Genomic DNA, 16,282 nt, shown 5'->3' on the forward strand with positions numbered 1-16,282 from the left:
GGGCACGGGTGTTACTTCAGATACGGGCCCGCCGTGCCGATCTTCCCGGGCGCGGCGTTCTTCCCGCCGAGGTCCAGGACGTACACGCGCAGGTTCCCCTTGCCGGGCGCCGGGACCGTGAGCGTGCCGCCGCTCACCACCTTGGTGTCGCCCGTGACGGCGTCCGTGTACGTGCCGTTCGGGATGCCGGTGTACGTGGCGCCCCCGGAGACCGTCACCAGCGCGAAACTGTCGGTGCCGGTCGCCGCGTCGGTGTAGCGCCGCTTGTACGCCATGGAGCCGCTGATGCCCTCCGTGGAGTACTGGCCCATCTGGAGCGCGGGCACGGCCCGCCGGATCTCGTTGAGCCGCTGGAGGTGGCGGGCCAGCGGCGCGGCGAGGGTGTCCGCGACCTTGCCGGTGGCCGATGAGACCTTGCCGAAGTCGGAGGCGGTCACCTCACCGGTCAGCTGGTCCCCGAAGTAGGCCCGTCCGGTGGAGGCCAGCGGGCAGGTGGGCCCGCAGTCGATCTTCTTGCCCTTCTGGAACTCGATCTCGGAGCCGTAGTAGAGCGTCGGGATGCCCCGGAAGGTCCACATCAGCGACATGTTCTCGGCCCAGGCGTCCGTGCCGCCCGTGTACCGCTCGCTGCTCTTGTTGGGCCCGTAGTCGTGGCTGTCGACGTACACCACGTTGTAGGTGGCGTCGTGATAACTGTCGTCGGAGTCCTTGCCGTTGTGGAAGGCGTTGTTCGCGTCACCGAAGTTCATGTGCATCCGCATGTCGATGACGTTCATCCCGGAGAACCGGCTGCGGTCGGGGGCGTGGTAGGCGTTGCCCCTGAGGAAGGCGTTGTCGGAGACGGGCTGCGCCGCCGTGCCCTGCTGCTGCTCGTAGTCGTACATCTCCAGGGCGGCCTTCTCGTCGTCCGCGCTGTACTCCTTGCGCTCCTTCCACGTGAAGAACTGGGCGGAGTGGTTGACCGAGCCGCGGTTCCACTTGTCGTTGACGAAGGCGGCGACCTCACCGAAGACGAAGAAGTTCTCCGCCGCCTCGGCCCCGAACCGCTGGGTGACGCGCTCCTGGATCGCGGGCAGGAAACGGCGGTTCCAGGTCGTGCGCGGGATGTGCACGGCCGTGTCCAGGCGGAAGCCGTCCACGCCCATGTCGATGTACTTGTTGTAGGCGCCGATCAGATAGTTCTGGACCTGGGCGTTCTCGGTGTTGAAGTCGGCCAGGTCGTCATGGATCCAGCAGGAACGGGAGTCCTCGCCCTCCCAGTTGCCGATCCAGCAGTTGTGGTAGAGAGCCTTCGGGAACATCCCCGAAGTGGGGCTCGGCCACTGGCAGTTGTAGATCCGGTAGCCCTCCGGCGAGGTGTGCCCGGTGGGCGTGCCCCAGCCCACGCAGGTGTTGCCGGTCGGCTCGGCCGTGGACCACAGGTCGCCGTTGTAGTACGACTTCCCCGACTTGGGCTCGACGGTGAGGCCGTCGTACGCGAAACCGTCGTTGCGCTCGTCGTAGTACCAGCTCCACTGGGCGTCGCGCACGCCGTACGTCTTCGGCGTGAACAGCCCCTTGGCGCCCCAGCGCGAGGAGTGGTTGTGGATGACGTCCTGGTAGATCTTCATGCCCTTGGCGTGGGCCGCGTTGATGAGGTCCTGATAGGAGGCGCCTGCCGACTCCAGTCGCGGGTCGACCTTGTAGAAGTCGTACCCGTGGTACCCGTGGTAGTCGTAGTCCGAGCGGTTGAGGACGACCGGGGTGATCCAGATCGCGGAGAAGCCGAGCCCCTTGATGTAGTCGAGCTTCTGCACCAGACCCTTGAAGTCCCCCGGAACATGGGGTCGTCGTTGGCCGCGTTGCCGGACTTCTCGTGCTGGCTGCCGCCCCGGTTGTTGGTGGGGTCGCCGTCGTTGAAGCGGGCGGTCAGTACGAAGTAGATCGGGTCCTTGCGCGGATCGGTGCCGAGCGGCGTACCGGCTGCCGGGGCGGTCGGCTTCTCGCCGGTGGTGGCGGTGGCCGGTGCGGACTCGGCCGACACGTTCCCGGCGGCGTCCACGGCCCGGACGGTGTAGCGGTAGGCGGTCTTCGCCTCAAGTCCGGTATCCGCGACGATGGTTGATCCGACATCGGTGACCAGGGTGCCCTTCGTGCCACCGATCCGGGTGATCTGATACTTCGTCACCTCCCGGTCGTCCGTGGCGGGTTCCCAGGTGACCAGCACCGACACCCCGTCGGCCACGGCCTTCACGCCCGTGGGCACGGAGGGCGCCTCGGTGTCCGGCTCCTCGGCGGCACACGGGTCCTTTGCGGAGGCGGTCACCTTGCGGTCCTGCACCGTGGTGAGCCCGGCCGGGAGGGTGTAGTCGGCGCCGTTGTTGTTGTCCCAGACCCCGGTGCCGTTGTTGAAGGCCGCCTGGAGACCGGTGGCGCTGCCCAGGTCCACCGTCCGCCGCACCCAGCCGGTGCAGGCCGCCTCCATGCCGACCCCTGGAACCGCCGTCCAGGCTCCGCCGTGCGGCCGGTAGTGGAGGTTGACGGTGGACCAGCCGACGGTGGACGTCGCGTAGTAGACGGACGCGGTGTTCGGCCCGCCGGGATCAGGCTCCTCGGGGCCCGTCCCCGTACACGGGTCGCTGTGCGCCACGACCCCGTCCTTGACGGTGATGTTCCCGGTGCCCAGGTCGTAGTTCCGGCCCGCGTTGTTGTCCCAGGTGCCCGAGCCGTCGGTGAAGGTGGCCTGGAGCCCGGCCGCGCCGCCGAGGGGGACGGTCAGCTTGACCCAGTTGGTGCAGGCGGACTGCATACGGGTGCCGGGCACGGTGGTCCAGGAGCCGCCGTCGGGGGCGTAATGCAGGTGGTACGCCGACCAGTCGCGGGTCTTGGTCGAGTAGAAGACGGTCGCCGTGGTCCCGTCCGCGGCGACGGGTTCGGTGGCCGGTGCGGGGGCGGTCTGCGGTACGGCGGTGAGGAGTCCCAGCAGTCCGGCCGCCGCCAGGGCCGCCGCGAGCGGGCGGCCGAGCAGCCGGCGAGGGGTGCGTCTCATGCGTGTCTCCAGGGGAGGGGGAGAACCCTGACGCGCCTCGGGGTTCGGCGAGTTGGAACACGGCCCGGCAGAAAACTCTGCCGGAATGTTGCTGCAATCTCTTGCGGGGTGGAAGTTACCGGTGCATGACAGGCCCGTAAAGGGATCGGGCAGGGCCGGTTCGGCAGACCTGTGCGGGACCGGTGGCCGGAATGGACCGCCGTCCGGAAGCGTTCGCACGGTCATGACTTTCTCCGTCGATGTGACCGTGCGCGGCTACGAGCTGGACACCCAGGGCCATCTGAACCAGGCCGTCTACCTGCAGTACGCGGAACATGCCCGCTGGGAGCTGCTGCGGGCGGCCGGGCTGCCGCAGGAGAAGCTGCTCGCGGACGGGATCGGGCCGGTGGCGCTGGAGGTCACCGTGAAGTACCTGCGCGAGCTGCGTGGCGGTGAGCGGGTACGGGTGACCTGCCGCTTCGACTACGGCACGGGGAAGACGTTCACCCTGGAGCAGCGGATCCTCAAGGAGGACGGCACGGTGGCCGCCGAGATCACCGGCGTGGGCGGCGTCCTGGACCTGACCGCCCGCCGCCTCGTCCCGGACCCGGGTGGCCGGCTGGCCGCCCTGGCGGACAACCCGGATCTGCTCACGGGCTGACCGGCCGGACGTACGCCGGAGACCCCCACCCTGTGAGGGCGGGGGCCTCCGACGGTTCAGCGGGGCGGCCGGTCAGACGGCGGTGCCGACGGTCAGCTGGTCGCCGGGGATGCCCGCCTTGCCCGGGGCGTAGTAGTCCTTGATCCCGGCGACCCAGGTCTCCACCCGGATCCGGTCCCCGTCGGAGGGCTCGAAGGCGTCGAAGAGCGCGTCGATGTTGGCCGGCTCGAACCCGATGGCCGTCATCAGCGCCATGAACAGGGGGCGCTCGATCAGCCCGTCGCCGTCCGGGTCCCCGAGCGCGGCCAGCGCCTCCGCGAAGACTGCCACGGTCTCGTCGAACCGCTCCGGCGACAGCACACAGGCGGTGAACTCCTCGAAGCTGATCTCACCGTCGCCGTTCTCGTCCAGTTCGGTGAGCAGGGTCCGCCAGTACCGCCGAAACGCCGCCCGCATCGCGTCCTTCGCCGCCTGGTCCGAGGCGTGCGCCTCCCGGATGACCCGGTCGGCCATGATCTCGAAGTCGTCGGCCTCCAGGACTCCATTGGCGTTGGCATCGAACAGGGAGAAGACGAGCGCCACGCGCCGGTCGGCCTCAGTGGTCATGAATCCGTCACCTTTCGCCGTACGGTCCCGCCGACCGGAGCCCGGTCGGCGGGACCCACTGTCCGGCCGGGAAGGGGCGGGCGCGGCGAAAGTCGTCCCCCTTTCACCTGAAGGACGTAACCGCCCCGGCGCAAACGTCCAGTTGAGGCAGACGTTCCGGGCCCGCGCCCCTTGCACGCCCCGGTACGGTCCGCCGACGGCGGTGTCGTACCGAGGGAGCGGGGGAAGGGACCGCCGGGCCCACCTTCCAGGGTGGACGGATGCGAGTGACGCCCGTCGGGACCGGGGAAGCCGGACCGGCCACGACCCGGGAGCCCCGATCGCTGCCCGCGCACGCGCCCGGCGCGGTCGACACCCCCTTCGTCATCCAGCCCTACGACGAGGTCGTCACCCACGACACCCCTGGCCGCCGCCCTCGTCTCCGTCGCTGCCTGGCGGGGCTGGTGACACCACGAACCAGAAGGCTGGGGGAAGCACGGTCGGCTGCTTCCCGCTGTCGGCGGGCATGCCCTCGGCGAGTCCACGATCCCCGCAGGGCCGAAGAGCTTCGCCACGGTCAACCGGGCCAACCACGAAGTGCCGCCCGCGCTCGGTGGCGTGCTCGTCGTCATAGCGACGGCCAACGTCGGTGACGGCGGCGGCAACGGCGTGCTGCCTTGGTATGAGGAGTGGCCGACGCGGTTCGCGGCCAGGACGCCGGTGCTCTGCGACGGGGACCGACGGGATCGACTTCGAGGCCGTCGCGGGACACCAAGCCCGATGCCACCCTGGCGCCTGTTCCGGGCTGACGCAGCAGGACATCGAGGGCCTCGTCTCGAGCCGTCCCTGACGCTCCCCACCGGCGACCACCCATGTGCGGGAACAGGGCGCCCAGGCCGGAACTCAGGAGCCGAACAGCGCTGACCCGTACCGGTCCGAGGCGTCGGCCACCCCCGGCAGCGCCAGGAAGTAGCCGCCGCCCGTCGTCGTGCTGAAGTCGGCGAAGCGCTCGCCTTCCAGCCGCTTCTGCACGGTGGCGAACTGCCGCGCGATGTCCCGCTGGTAGCAGCAGAAGGCCAGCCCCACGTCAAGGGTGCCGTCCGGCGCGAGGCCGTGGTCGGTGTTGTAGCTGCGTCGCAGCAGGACCGAGTCCTCGCTGCCCGGTGTCCGCGGGTTGGCCCGGCGGATGTGCGAGTCCAGCGGGGTGACCCGCCCCTCCGGGTCCCGCCCGTAGTCGGGCAGGTCGCTCTCCTTGCGGCCGTCGAGCGGGGCCCCGGTCGATTTCCGGCGGCCGAAGATCTGCTCCTGCTCGCGGAGGGGGACCCGGTCCCATGCCTCGGCGCGCAGTCGGATGGTGCGCAGCACCTGGTAGCTGCCGCCTCGCGCCCATCGCGGCCCCTCCGCCCCGACCCATACCAACCGGTCCATCTCCCGCGGCGAGGTTGTGTCCGGGTGCGCGGTGCCGTCCTTGAAGCCGACGAACGATCTGGGCGCACCCTCGGGACGCGGCGGGTTGAGGAAACCGTCGGTCCGCCACCTGGCCCGGAGAAGTCCCGAGCTCTCCCGGGCCAGGTCCCGGACGACATGGAGGACGGCGTCCGGGTGCTGGGCACAGACCTGCACCGAGAGATCACCGTGGCACCGTCCCGGGTCGAGCCGGTCTCCCGGGAACGCAGGCATCGGGACGAGTCCGGGCGGCCGGGCGTGCGCGAGCCCGTACCGTCCGTCGAAGAGCGAGGCCCCCACGCCGATGGTGATGGTCAGCCGGTCTTCCGGGCCCCGCACCGCTGCCACCTCGGGGTCCAGAGGTGTCACCCCGGCAGTCAGGGTGCGGCACCGCACGGTCAGCCGCCGGAAGAGCTCCACCAACTCCGCCCGGTCGCGGGCGAGGACGTCAAAGGCGGCGAAGCCGCCGAACGGCTGCTGCCGGGTGATGATCCCGGCCTGGTGCGGGCCGTGGAACGGCACCCGGCCCGCCTCCGCTGCCGATGGACAGCGCACCGCGCCGACCGCATTGCCCGTCGGCACCGTCCCGGTCAGCGCCATGGCTCCGGCGAGCCCGGCGGCGCCACGGGCGAAGGCGCGCCGGCCGGGATACGCACGCTGGTCCTCGATACTTTCCGTCATGTCCGCACTCTCCATGGCTCTGGGGGTCCCCTTCCGCGACCCTCCCCCTCACCACCAGCTCACCACGCATGTTGCTCCGAGGCTCCACCTCTGTGCGCCGAGCGGACGAGCGCCGGGGCGTGCGCCCCTCTGATCGGCTGACTGCGGAGGGTGACGTACATGTTTTCCCCCCTGACGGGGGACACAGGGGAGGTCTGTCCCCGGGCCCGGAGCCCGGACGCCCCGACACCCCCGAACCGGCCATTGGGAGAACCTCGGTGGAGAACACCTCGGTGCAGAACGCCCCGGCGCAGGACAAGGAATCCGTACGGAGCTGCCCCTTCGACTTCGCGGAGCGGCTGGAGTTCGACCCCCAGCTCAAGGAGTTGCTCACCGAGGAGCCCGTCTCCCGTATCCGTATGGCGTACGGCGAGGGCGAGGCCTGGCTCGTCACCCGGTACGAGGACGTCCGGACGGTCACCACCGACCGGCGCTTCAGCCGCGGCGCCGTCCTCGGCCGGGACTTCCCCCGGATGACCCCCGAGCCGATCGTCCAGGCCGAGTCCATCAACCTCATGGACCCGCCCGCCAGCAGCCGGCTGCGCAGCCTGGTCGCCAAGAGCTTCACCCCGCGCCGCGTCGAACAGATGCGGCCGGGCACCCAGCGCGTCGTGGACCGGCTGCTCGACGAGATGGAGGCGGAGGGCTCACCCGCCGACTTCGTCGCCCGGGTCTCCTCGCCGCTGCCGCTCATCACCATCTGCGAGGCGCTCGACATCCCCGAGGCCGACCGGCCCTGGCTCCGCGCCCACGCCATGACGATGATGAGCGTCGGCGCGGCGGGCAAGGAGGACGCGGTACGGGCCAAGGCCGAACTGCGCGGCTACTTCACCGAACTGACCGCCGAGCGCCGCCGCTCCCCGGGCCAGGACCTGATCAGCACCCTGGCCACCGCCCGCGACGGTGACGAACTGCTCGACGACAAGGAACTCGCCGTCATGGCGATGGTCCTGCTCATCACCGGCCAGGACACCACCACCTACGAACTCGGCAACATCGCCTACACCCTGCTGACCCGGCCCGACCTGCTCAAGACGCTCCGGGCCGAACCCGAGCGGCTGCCCCGCACGATCGACGAGCTGCTGCGGTACATCCCCTTCCGCAAGGGCGTCGGCATCCCCCGCATCGCCATGGAGGACGTGGAGCTGGGCGGGGTCACGATCAAGGCGGGCGACGTCGTCCATGTGTCGTACCTGACGGCCAACCGGGACGGCGCCAAGTTCGACCGCCCCGACGAACTCGACCCCGACCGGTCCTCCATCCCGCACATGACCTTCGGCTGGGGCGCCCACCACTGCCTGGGCGCACCGCTGGCCACCATGGAGCTGGAGGTGGCCTTCACCACGCTGCTGGCCCGCTTCCCGGGCCTGCGTCTCGACGCCGCACCCGAGGACATCCGGTGGAACACCACGTCCATCTGGCGTTACCCGCTCGCCCTGCCCGTCACATGGTGACGAGAGCCTCCGCTCCCAGATACGAGGAGAACCCATGGCGACCCTGTGCCGACCCGCCATCGCTGTGCCCGAACACATCATCACGATGGAGCAGACGCTGGACCTGGCGCGGGAGACCCACCACGGGCACCCGCAGCGCGACCTGGTCCTGCGGCTCATCCGTAACACCGGCGTCCAGACCCGCCACCTGGTGCGGCCCATCGAGGAGACCCTCCAGCACCCCGGCTTCGAACTCCGCAACCAGGTGTACGAGGCCGAGGCCAAGTCCCGGGTCCCCGACGTCGTACGGCAGGCCCTCGCCCACGCCGGGACCGAACCGGACGAGATCGACCTGATCGTCTACGTCTCCTGCACCGGCTTCATGATGCCCTCGCTGACCGCCTGGCTCATCAACACCATGGGGTTCCGGGCCGAGACCCGGCAGCTGCCCATCGCCCAGCTCGGCTGCGCGGCGGGCGGGGCGGCGATCAACCGGGCGCACGACTTCTGCCGCGCCTACCCCGGCTCCAACGTCCTCATCGTCTCCTGCGAGTTCTGCTCGCTCTGCTACCAGCCCACTGACATCGGCGTCGGGTCGCTGCTCTCCAACGGCCTGTTCGGGGACGCCATCTCCGCCGCCGTCGTCCGGGGCGAGGGTGGCACCGGCATGAGCCTGGAGCGCAACGGCTCCCACCTCGTGCCCGACACCGAGGACTGGATCTCCTACGCCGTCCGCGACACCGGATTCCACTTCCTGCTCGACAAGCGCGTCCCCGGCACCATGGAGATGCTCGCGCCGGTCCTCAAGGACATCGTCGACCTGCACGGCTGGACCGTCCCGGCCATGGACTTCTTCATCATCCACGCGGGCGGACCGCGCATCCTCGACGACCTCTGCCACTACCTCGACCTGCCGATGGAGATGTTCCGCTACAGCCGGGCCACCCTCACCGAACGCGGCAACATCGCCAGCTCCGTCGTCTTCGACGCGCTCGCCCGTCTCTTCGACGACGGCGGGGCGGCCCCCTCGGCGCAGGGCATGATCGCCGGATTCGGCCCGGGCATCACCGCCGAGGTCGCCGTCGGCAGCTGGACCCACCACGACCCGGCCGCCGGCCCCGACCGGGAACTGGCCGAGCTGGAGCTCACGACGGGCGTTGCGCTGTCCGGCTGAACCCGTGTTAAGGCGCCGCACGGGAGGGGACGAAGGACCGGGTATTCGCGCTTCGCGGCCGCACACCCGCACCGCGGACCGACCCCACCCAAGGAGACCTGCATGCGCCTGCGCGCCCGATGGGCCCCGGCAGCCCTGCTGCTGATCGCGCCACTGATCGGCACCACCACCCCGGCCACCGCCGACACCGGACCGAAGGGGGTCCCGGTGGAGCGGAGCGCCCGGGCCGTCCCCGGGCAGTACATCGTCACCCTGGAGCCCGAACTCTCCCCGGACACCGTCCTGGAGGAGTTCGGGCTCCGCCCGCTCTTCACGTACGGGAACGTCCTGCACGGGTTCGCCGTCACGCTCACCGCCACCGAGCTGGAGGCCGTCCGGACCCTCCCCGGGGTGCTCGCCGTCGAGGAGAACGCCGAGGTGGCCGTGGAGGCACCCCGCACGGGCGGTCTCTTCCGGGCCCCCGCCGCCACCTGGGGCACCGACCGGATCGACCAGCGCGCCCTGCCGCTGGACGGCACCTTCACCACGACCGCCACGGGCGACGGCGTGAAGGTGTACGTCGTCGACACCGGGATCGACGCCGCTCACGCCGAGTTCGGCGGCCGGGTGGTCAACGGGTACGACTCGGTCGGGGACGGCCGGACGGGCCAGGACTGCAACGGTCACGGCACCCATGTCGCCGGGACCGTCGGCGGTGCCACCTCCGGGGTGGCCGAGGACGTCTCGCTGGTCAACGTACGGGTGCTGGACTGCCGGGGCCGGGGCAGCTGGGCCGGGATCCTGGCCGGGTTCGACTGGGCGGCCAAGGACGCGGCCGCCGGGACCACCCCCGCCGTTCTCAACGCCTCGCTCGGCGGGGCCCGTTCGCGGGCGGTCGACGCGGCGGTCGAGGCCGTCGCCGACGCGGGGGTCCTGCCGGTGGTGGCCGCGGGCAACGAGGACCAGGACGCCTGCAACGTCTCCCCGGCGGCGGCCGACGGGGTGGTCACGGTGGGTGCGAGCGACCGCCAGGACCGGGAGACCTCGTTCAGCAACTGGGGCTCCTGCGTCTCGCTCTACGCCCCGGGCGCCGATGTCGTCTCCGCCCGGCTCGGCGGCGGCACCGTCTCCCTGAACGGCACCTCCATGGCCAGCCCGCATGTCGCCGGGGTCGCCGCCCTGCACCTGCAGGAGAACCCGGAGGCCTCGCCCGCCGCGCTCGCGCGCACGCTGACCGAGACCGCCACCCCCGACGTGCTCTCCGGCCTCGGCCAGGGCTCGCCGGACCTGCTGCTGCACACCGGCGGTCTCTGACCCGTACCGCCGGCCGGGGCCGGTGAGCGGTGGCCGACCGGCCTCCCGCCCACCGGCCCCCGCCCTGTCCGGCTGTTGCCGGAACGGTGGACGGTCTCTCATTTCTCTGCAACTCTCTGACCGCATAGCGCAAAAGAAGCCGTAGTGCGTGCAGAATCGCGTGTTCCTGACTACGGATCCAGAGCCGCGCCCTCGACGCACTCTGCGCCGGGGCCGACGATCGGGGAACCATGAGAGCCCAACGCTGGAGACGGCGGGCGATATCCGCCCTCGTCGCGACGAGTCTTCTGCTGATCGGCGGGCCGCCGCTCGCCGCATCGGCGGCCGACGGCCCCAACCTCGCCGCGGGCCGGGCCACGGCCGCGAGCAGCGCCCACGCCGAGTACCCGGCCACCGGCATCACCGACGGCAACGCGTCGACGTACTGGGAGAGCGCGGGCGGCAGCCTGCCCCAGTGGGTGCAGACCGACCTCGGCACTCCCGCCCGGGTCGACGAGGTGACCCTGAAGCTCCCGCCGTCCTGGGAGAGCCGGACGCAGACCCTGTCGCTCCAGGGCAGCGCGGACGGCACGAGCTTCGCGACGCTGAGGAGTTCGGCCGCCTACTCCTTCACCCCGGGGGCCGCCAACACGGTGAAGGTCACCTTCCCGGCCACCCTGACCCGCTTCGTCCGGGTGCACATCACCGCCAACACCGGCTGGCAGGCGGCCCAGCTCTCCGAGCTGGAGGTACGGGCGGCCGGAGGCGGGGCAGGGCCCGGCCGTCGGTGAGGTCACCTTCAACGGGCTGAGGCTCAGCGGACAACGCCCAGGACATCCGGAACACCACCTCCACCTTCAAGATCAACATCAACCCGTAGCGGAGCAGGATCCGTACCGACCCCTGGCGAAGGGAGAACCGGTCCGACGCGGAGGCGCCTCCTGCCCGGCGGGAGGCGCCTCCAGGATCGCGGGGCGGCGGGCCCTGCGGCAGAGTGGGCACCATGGACGACCTCAACGCACTCGCCGAAGAGCACCTGACCGCCGCCCGCGCCTCCGCGCACGGCCGCAGCGCCCACCTCCTCATCCAGGAACCGCCCCTGCGCCAGACGGTGATCGCCCTCACCTCCGGCTCCGCGCTCGACGAGCACAACGCCCCGCCCGCCGCCTCCCTCCTGGTGCTGCGCGGCACCGTCCGCCTCACCGCCGCGTCCGGGGACGCGGAACTCCCGACCGGCACGCTCCACCCGATCCCGCAGGAGCGCCACGGGCTGGTGGCCCTCCAGGACGCGGTGGTGCTGCTCACGGCGGTCAACGACTGACGGCTGCGGACCGCAGGACAAGCCGCGGGCTGCAGAAGAAGCCGCGGACCGTAGAGGAACAACAGGGCCTGCGGACTCGTACGGCCCGGACAGGTGTGTCCGGCCGCCGACGTGGCAGGAGAGGATCGAGACAAGCAGGGGCGTCCGACGGACGGGCACCCCCGCCCGCCGCGTCCGATCCACGTCCCCGGAGTACCAGCTTGACCACCCAGACCGCCGCCCCCGCGGACCGCACCACCACCCCCGCCGGGCGCCCCCGCACGCCGCGCCCCTGGCTCACCGCCCTGCGCCGCACCCCGGTCTCGCTGTGGAACGACGACATCACCGACTGGGCCGCCGCCCTCACCTACTACGCGATCCTCGCCCTGCTCCCCGCGCTCCTCGTCACCGTCTCCGTGATCGGCCTCGCCAACCCCGCCGCCACCACCGCCCTGATCGCGGACATCACCGCCTTCGCCCCCGCCGAATCCGGCGAGGCGCTGCGCCGCCCGCTGGAGGCGGCGACCGAGCAGCGCACCGCCGTCTGGCTGCTCGTCGGCACCGGCTCCGTCAGCGCGATCTGGTCCGCGTGCAGCTATCTCGCCGTCTTCCGCCGGGCCATGCACGCCATGCACCACGTACGGGACAACCGGCCGCCGCTCCGCCAGGCGCACATCATCGTCGTCTCGGCCATCGGCCTGCTCGTCCTCCTGATGACCAGCGCCTTCGCCCTCGTCCTGACCGGCCCCCTGGCCCGCTGGCTCGGCCGCCGCGTCGGTCTGCCCCACGAGGGCGAGACCCTGTGGGTGGCGCTGAAGTGGCCGGTGCTGCTCTGCCTGGTCGCCTGTCTGATCCTGGTCCTCTTCAGCACCGGCCCCCGCTCCGCGCGCGGCATCCGCCGGGGGCTGCCCGGCGGGGTGCTGGCCGCGTTCCTCTGGCTCACCGCATCGGCGTTCTTCGCCCTGTACGCCACCCAGGTCGGCAGCTACAGCAGGCTCTACGGCTCGCTCGCCGGCCTCGTCGTCTTCCTGATCTGGGTCTGGTTCGCCAACCTCTCCCTGCTCGCCGGAGCCCAGTTCAACGTGGAACTGGACCGCCCGGAGCCGGAGAAGCAGTCGGAGAAGGGGGCCGTCACGCCCGCTACGGGCGAAGGATGAGGCGGACCGGGGCGCCCTCCTTGGTCTCCATCCGCCGCACCGCCGTGGCCACCTCCTCCAGCGGCAGTACGTCGGTGATCGACCGGGAGAAGTCCAGCCGCCCGCCCTCCGCCAGCCGGACCAGCTGCGCCACATGGTGCTCCTCGGAGCCGTAGTGGCCCAGGATGCGGTGCTGGAGGTAGCTGAAGCGGGTGGAGCGGTCGACCGTCAGCGGCTGGTCGCTCAGCCCCACCAGCACCAGCCGCCCCTTCGGCGCCAGCACGCTCAGCGCCTGCTCCCGGACCGGGGGCGCGCCCGCGAAGTCGAAGGCCGCCTCCAGACCGGCACCGCCCGTCGCCCCGAGCACCTGCTCGCGCAGGAGCGGGTCGCCGGAGTCCAGCGCCAGGTCGGCCCCGAAGTGCAGGGCCCGGTCGCGGGCGGCGGGGTGCGGGTCCACCGCGATGACCGGATACGCCCCGACCGCCCGCAGCAGCTGCACGGCGTGCGCCCCGAGCCCGCCCGCGCCCCAGACGCCGACGGCCTGCGCGGGGCGCACGTCACCGGTGCCGGTCACCGCCGCCCAGGGGGTGGAGACCGCGTCCGGGATGATCGCCGCCTGCTCCAGGGGGAGCGTGCTGGGCAGGGCGACCAGGGTGGTGGCCGAGGCCACGGCGTACTCCGCCCAGCCACCGTCGTAGTCGACACCCCGCGTATGCGTCCGGCCCCCGCGCCGCTCGCCCGCCTGGAGGACCACCCGCTGCCCGGCCGTCCAGCCGCCGACCCCGGCTCCCAGCGTCTCGATCGTCCCGGCCACCTCATGGCCCAGGGTGACCGATTCTCCTTCCAGATACAGGGGCGTCAGCGTGCCGTCCGCGAGGTGTACATCGGAGAGGCAGACCCCGGCGGCGCCCACCTTCACCAGCACCTCACCCGGGCCCGGTACCGGCTTCGCCACCTCCTGGACGGAGAGGGTGCGGGTGGGCAGGTGCAGGCGCACGGCGCGCATGCGGTCCATGGCGGGGACCCTTCGTACGACGGTTCGGCCCGGTCCCGGGCGAGCGGCCCGGCCGGTCAGGCCTTCGCACGGTATCCGGCCACGATCGGCATCGTCTCGCGCAGCACCCGCACACTGTCGTTCGACGCGTCCCCGAGCCGGTGCCCCTTCCACACCCCCTCCGCGCTGGAGAACCGGCTGATCCGCTTGCAGTGGCCGCCACAGGCGGCGCGGTACGCCATGAGCGTGTAGTGGCTCCCGTCCTCGGTGATCCAGCCGGTGTTGTACGGGCGGGTGCGGCTCACGCTCATCGCCCCGCCGCCGTCCGACGCCAGCGTCGTACGGTCGTGGGCCAGGCCCAGGTTGTGGCCGATCTCGTGGCTGGCCGAGTCCAGCTCGATGCCGTCGACCTCGACGACCGCGTAGGCGTACTCATGGGTCGAGCTGTCGAGGGCGGGCGTGTAGTCCGCGGTGCCGCCGCCGCGTTCGGCCCGCTCCACGACGAGCGTCACCAGATCGGCGCCGTACCGGTCGCGCTGCTGGTGCACCTGGCGCCCGAGCCCTCGGGTGTGGTCCTTGAGGACGGCGTACGCGCCGCGGAACTCCTCCGGACCGTCGTACCCCTTCGCCGTGTACGGGTGGACGATCCGGATCGTCCCGCAGAGCCCGTCCGCCGCCAGTGAGCGGTTCAGCCGGGTCGCGATCCGCTGGGCCGACGCCCGGACCCGGTGCTCGCCGCCGACCCGCTGCGCGGCCTTGGGCGTGTGCACCACCAGTACGTCGACCACGGGGCACGCCGCCGCCCCTGCCGCCTTGCCCTCCGCCGGGGGAGCGGCCGGAGCACTCGTCGAACGGCCGACGAGGAACGGGGCGGCGCAGAGGGAGGCGGCGAGGGAGACGGCCAGAGCCGCCTTCAGGAGGGGCGCGCGCATGGGGAGTTGACTCCATCCGGAGAGGGCGGCGGAAGGTGCCGCTCATGCTTACCAAGTGCGACGGCTTTCTAACACTCGGTCGACCCGGCCGCTGGTCGCGCCGGATACCGGGCGGTACGAAGGTTGAGGCCGGACCGAGGGATGTGCCGGTGAGGAGGTGGGCAGGTACACGTGTACGAACTCGCACAAGCGGTACGGCAGTCGGCGGTAGAGGGGCGTGTGTGACGTGACGGAACAGAGCGAATGGCGGTTCTCCGACGACCGGGGGCAGCTGTCCGCGGCACCCCGGCGGCCCGGGCGGGTGCTCGCCTATGCGCAGGCCGGGGCGACGCTGTGGGGCCTCGGCATCCGGCCGCAGGGCATCTTCGGCTCCGACCACGACGGCCCCGACCCCGACCGGGCCAAGACCGGGACGCTCCCGCTGGACGAGGTGGCGTACGTCGGCGCGGGCAGCGCGCTGGACGTTGAGCGACTGCTCGCCGGCAGGCCGGATCTGGTGGTCACCGTGAGCTACGGCGGCGGTCATGTGTACGGGCTGGCGCCGGAGACCGCCAAGCCGCTGGAGGAGCGGGTTCCGGTCGTCGTCATCGATGTGAGCCAGGCCCGCACGTTCACCGAGATCGGTGAACGCTTCGCCGAACTGGCCCGCTCGCTCGGCGCCGAGGGCCGCGCGGACGCGGACGCCGACCTCGACGCCGCCCGGGAGCGGCTGCGGGCGGTCGCCGCCGCGGCGGGCGGGGCCGACGGGCCCCGGGTGGTCGCCTTCTCCCCGGCCGGACCCGACCAGGCGCATGTGGCGCGCCCCAAGATGTGGCCCGAGCTGCGCGTCCTCACCGAGCTGGGCGTCCGCCTGGTGGAGCCGGCCCCGGGCCCCGGGGCCAACTGGTCCACCCTCGGCCGGGCGGAGACCTTCGCGCTCCGCCCCGAGGTGATCCTCACCGACATCCGCGCCCACGCCGCCCCGCTCGACGAACTGCGCGGGGAGGAGCACGGCGCGGTGCCCGTCGTGCCGTGGAACCCGGAGCCGCTGTACGGCCCCCGCGACCACGCCCGCTTCCTCGGCCTGGTCGCGGACGCGCTGGAGGCGGCCCGGGCGCGGTAGGCGCGGTTACGGAGCCGGTACCAGCCCGTCGGCCACGAGCCCGGCGAGGACCGCCTCGCCGAGCGCGTGGACGGCGGACTGGGGCCGGACCATCACCGTGAACTCCTTGATCCGGCCGTCCTCGGCGAGGTGGACCAGGTCGATGCCGTGGATCCCCTTGCCGTTCACGGTGGCCCGGAAGAGGAGGACCGCCGCCGGGGCCTCGGATCCGTCGGCGCTGGTCTGTGCCGTGCCCGCGAACTCCCCGACGTACCGGAAGTCCTCGAAGGTGCGCAGCAGCACCCCGAAGAGGCCCAGCACCATGGGGCGGCCCTCGAACGGGGTGAACTTCACCGGGCTGTAGAGCCGTATGTCCTCGGTGAACAGGTCGTCCAGGGCGGCGAGGTCGCGGGTGTCGACGGCTGCGCGGAAGCGGTCCACTGCGGTGGTGGTCATGGCGTCCCCTCGGAGGTGGTCGGTCATAAAAGTGACTAGTCATGAATGTGAGTAGTCATTTTTATGACTACCATGGTCCTGCGCT

General features: G+C 71.7%; 12 protein-coding genes and 3 pseudogenes. 9 read left to right on the top strand and 6 right to left on the bottom strand.

Annotated features, from left to right (window positions below; genetic code table 11):
* Positions 1-11: 11 nt before the first annotated feature.
* A pseudogene (locus DJ476_RS32425) lies at positions 12-3,028 on the bottom strand (carbohydrate binding domain-containing protein).
* Between the two features lie 223 nt (positions 3,029-3,251).
* Here DJ476_RS32425 and DJ476_RS32430 point away from each other — a divergent pair.
* The gene (locus tag DJ476_RS32430; RefSeq protein ID WP_103419139.1) at positions 3,252-3,668 is read left to right on the top strand and encodes an acyl-CoA thioesterase; all 417 of its coding nucleotides are present in this window, start codon (positions 3,252-3,254) and stop codon (positions 3,666-3,668) included.
* A gap of 72 nt (positions 3,669-3,740) precedes the next feature.
* Here DJ476_RS32430 and DJ476_RS32435 read toward each other — a convergent pair whose 3' ends face one another.
* Positions 3,741-4,274, bottom strand: coding sequence for an EF-hand domain-containing protein (locus DJ476_RS32435; RefSeq protein ID WP_103419138.1), 534 nt, complete (start codon positions 4,272-4,274; stop codon positions 3,741-3,743).
* A gap of 260 nt (positions 4,275-4,534) precedes the next feature.
* On the opposite strand from DJ476_RS32435, the pseudogene DJ476_RS35895 reads away from it, so the two are divergent.
* A pseudogene (locus DJ476_RS35895) lies at positions 4,535-4,675 on the top strand (AraC family transcriptional regulator); the annotation flags it as partial.
* 481 nt (positions 4,676-5,156) lie between these two features.
* Here the strand turns inward: DJ476_RS35895 and DJ476_RS32445 are convergent.
* Positions 5,157-6,380, bottom strand: a complete 1,224-nt coding sequence (locus DJ476_RS32445) for a Dyp-type peroxidase (protein ID WP_241565618.1) — start codon at positions 6,378-6,380, stop codon at positions 5,157-5,159.
* Between the two features lie 257 nt (positions 6,381-6,637).
* On the opposite strand from DJ476_RS32445, the gene DJ476_RS32450 reads away from it, so the two are divergent.
* From DJ476_RS32450 to DJ476_RS32475, 6 genes and pseudogenes are all read left to right on the top strand, one after another.
* A complete protein-coding gene (locus tag DJ476_RS32450) occupies positions 6,638-7,873 on the top strand; it encodes a cytochrome P450 (RefSeq protein WP_112492183.1) in 1,236 nt (411 codons plus the stop codon).
* Positions 7,874-7,907: 34 nt separating this feature from the next.
* Positions 7,908-9,026, top strand: a complete 1,119-nt coding sequence (locus DJ476_RS32455) for a type III polyketide synthase (protein ID WP_103419136.1) — start codon at positions 7,908-7,910, stop codon at positions 9,024-9,026.
* A 102-nt stretch (positions 9,027-9,128) separates the two neighbouring features.
* Positions 9,129-10,319 carry a S8 family peptidase gene (locus DJ476_RS32460; RefSeq protein ID WP_112492184.1) on the top strand — a complete coding sequence of 397 codons (1,191 nt, stop codon included), beginning with the start codon at positions 9,129-9,131 and terminating at the stop codon, positions 10,317-10,319.
* Positions 10,320-10,549: 230 nt separating this feature from the next.
* Positions 10,550-11,062, top strand: a pseudogene (locus DJ476_RS32465) (discoidin domain-containing protein); the annotation flags it as partial.
* 239 nt (positions 11,063-11,301) lie between these two features.
* On the top strand, positions 11,302-11,619 hold the full coding sequence (locus DJ476_RS32470; protein ID WP_103419206.1) for a cupin domain-containing protein: 318 nt from the start codon (positions 11,302-11,304) through the stop codon (positions 11,617-11,619).
* A 200-nt stretch (positions 11,620-11,819) separates the two neighbouring features.
* Positions 11,820-12,755, top strand: a complete 936-nt coding sequence (locus tag DJ476_RS32475; protein WP_112492185.1) for a YihY/virulence factor BrkB family protein — start codon at positions 11,820-11,822, stop codon at positions 12,753-12,755.
* Here the strand turns inward: DJ476_RS32475 and DJ476_RS32480 are convergent.
* Positions 12,739-13,749 carry a zinc-binding dehydrogenase gene (locus DJ476_RS32480; protein ID WP_103419132.1) on the bottom strand — a complete coding sequence of 337 codons (1,011 nt, stop codon included), beginning with the start codon at positions 13,747-13,749 and terminating at the stop codon, positions 12,739-12,741. The genes DJ476_RS32475 and DJ476_RS32480 overlap by 17 nt on opposite strands.
* 56 nt (positions 13,750-13,805) lie before the next feature.
* On the bottom strand, positions 13,806-14,660 hold the full coding sequence (locus DJ476_RS32485) for a M12 family metallo-peptidase (protein WP_103419131.1): 855 nt from the start codon (positions 14,658-14,660) through the stop codon (positions 13,806-13,808).
* A gap of 226 nt (positions 14,661-14,886) precedes the next feature.
* On the opposite strand from DJ476_RS32485, the gene DJ476_RS32490 reads away from it, so the two are divergent.
* The gene (locus tag DJ476_RS32490; protein ID WP_103419205.1) at positions 14,887-15,762 is read left to right on the top strand and encodes an ABC transporter substrate-binding protein; all 876 of its coding nucleotides are present in this window, start codon (positions 14,887-14,889) and stop codon (positions 15,760-15,762) included.
* Between the two features lie 6 nt (positions 15,763-15,768).
* Here DJ476_RS32490 and DJ476_RS32495 read toward each other — a convergent pair whose 3' ends face one another.
* On the bottom strand, positions 15,769-16,197 hold the full coding sequence (locus DJ476_RS32495; RefSeq protein WP_103419204.1) for a nuclear transport factor 2 family protein: 429 nt from the start codon (positions 16,195-16,197) through the stop codon (positions 15,769-15,771).
* Between the last annotated feature and the right edge of the window lie 85 nt (positions 16,198-16,282).

The organism is Streptomyces bacillaris, assembly GCF_003268675.1.
Classification (GTDB): domain Bacteria; phylum Actinomycetota; class Actinomycetes; order Streptomycetales; family Streptomycetaceae; genus Streptomyces; species Streptomyces bacillaris.

Excerpts from the sequence above, each read along its gene's own strand:
- DJ476_RS32430 (WP_103419139.1), top strand. The coding sequence starts at position 3,252 with ATGACTTTCTCCGTCGATGTGACCGTGCGCGGCTACGAGCTGGACACC.
- DJ476_RS32435 (WP_103419138.1), bottom strand. The coding sequence starts at position 4,274 with ATGACCACTGAGGCCGACCGGCGCGTGGCGCTCGTCTTCTCCCTGTTC.
- DJ476_RS32445 (WP_241565618.1), bottom strand. The coding sequence starts at position 6,380 with ATGACGGAAAGTATCGAGGACCAGCGTGCGTATCCCGGCCGGCGCGCC.
- DJ476_RS32455 (WP_103419136.1), top strand. The coding sequence starts at position 7,908 with ATGGCGACCCTGTGCCGACCCGCCATCGCTGTGCCCGAACACATCATC.
- DJ476_RS32460 (WP_112492184.1), top strand. The coding sequence starts at position 9,129 with ATGCGCCTGCGCGCCCGATGGGCCCCGGCAGCCCTGCTGCTGATCGCG.
- DJ476_RS32470 (WP_103419206.1), top strand. The coding sequence starts at position 11,302 with ATGGACGACCTCAACGCACTCGCCGAAGAGCACCTGACCGCCGCCCGC.
- DJ476_RS32480 (WP_103419132.1), bottom strand. The coding sequence starts at position 13,749 with ATGGACCGCATGCGCGCCGTGCGCCTGCACCTGCCCACCCGCACCCTC.
- DJ476_RS32485 (WP_103419131.1), bottom strand. The coding sequence starts at position 14,660 with ATGCGCGCGCCCCTCCTGAAGGCGGCTCTGGCCGTCTCCCTCGCCGCC.
- DJ476_RS32495 (WP_103419204.1), bottom strand. The coding sequence starts at position 16,197 with ATGACCACCACCGCAGTGGACCGCTTCCGCGCAGCCGTCGACACCCGC.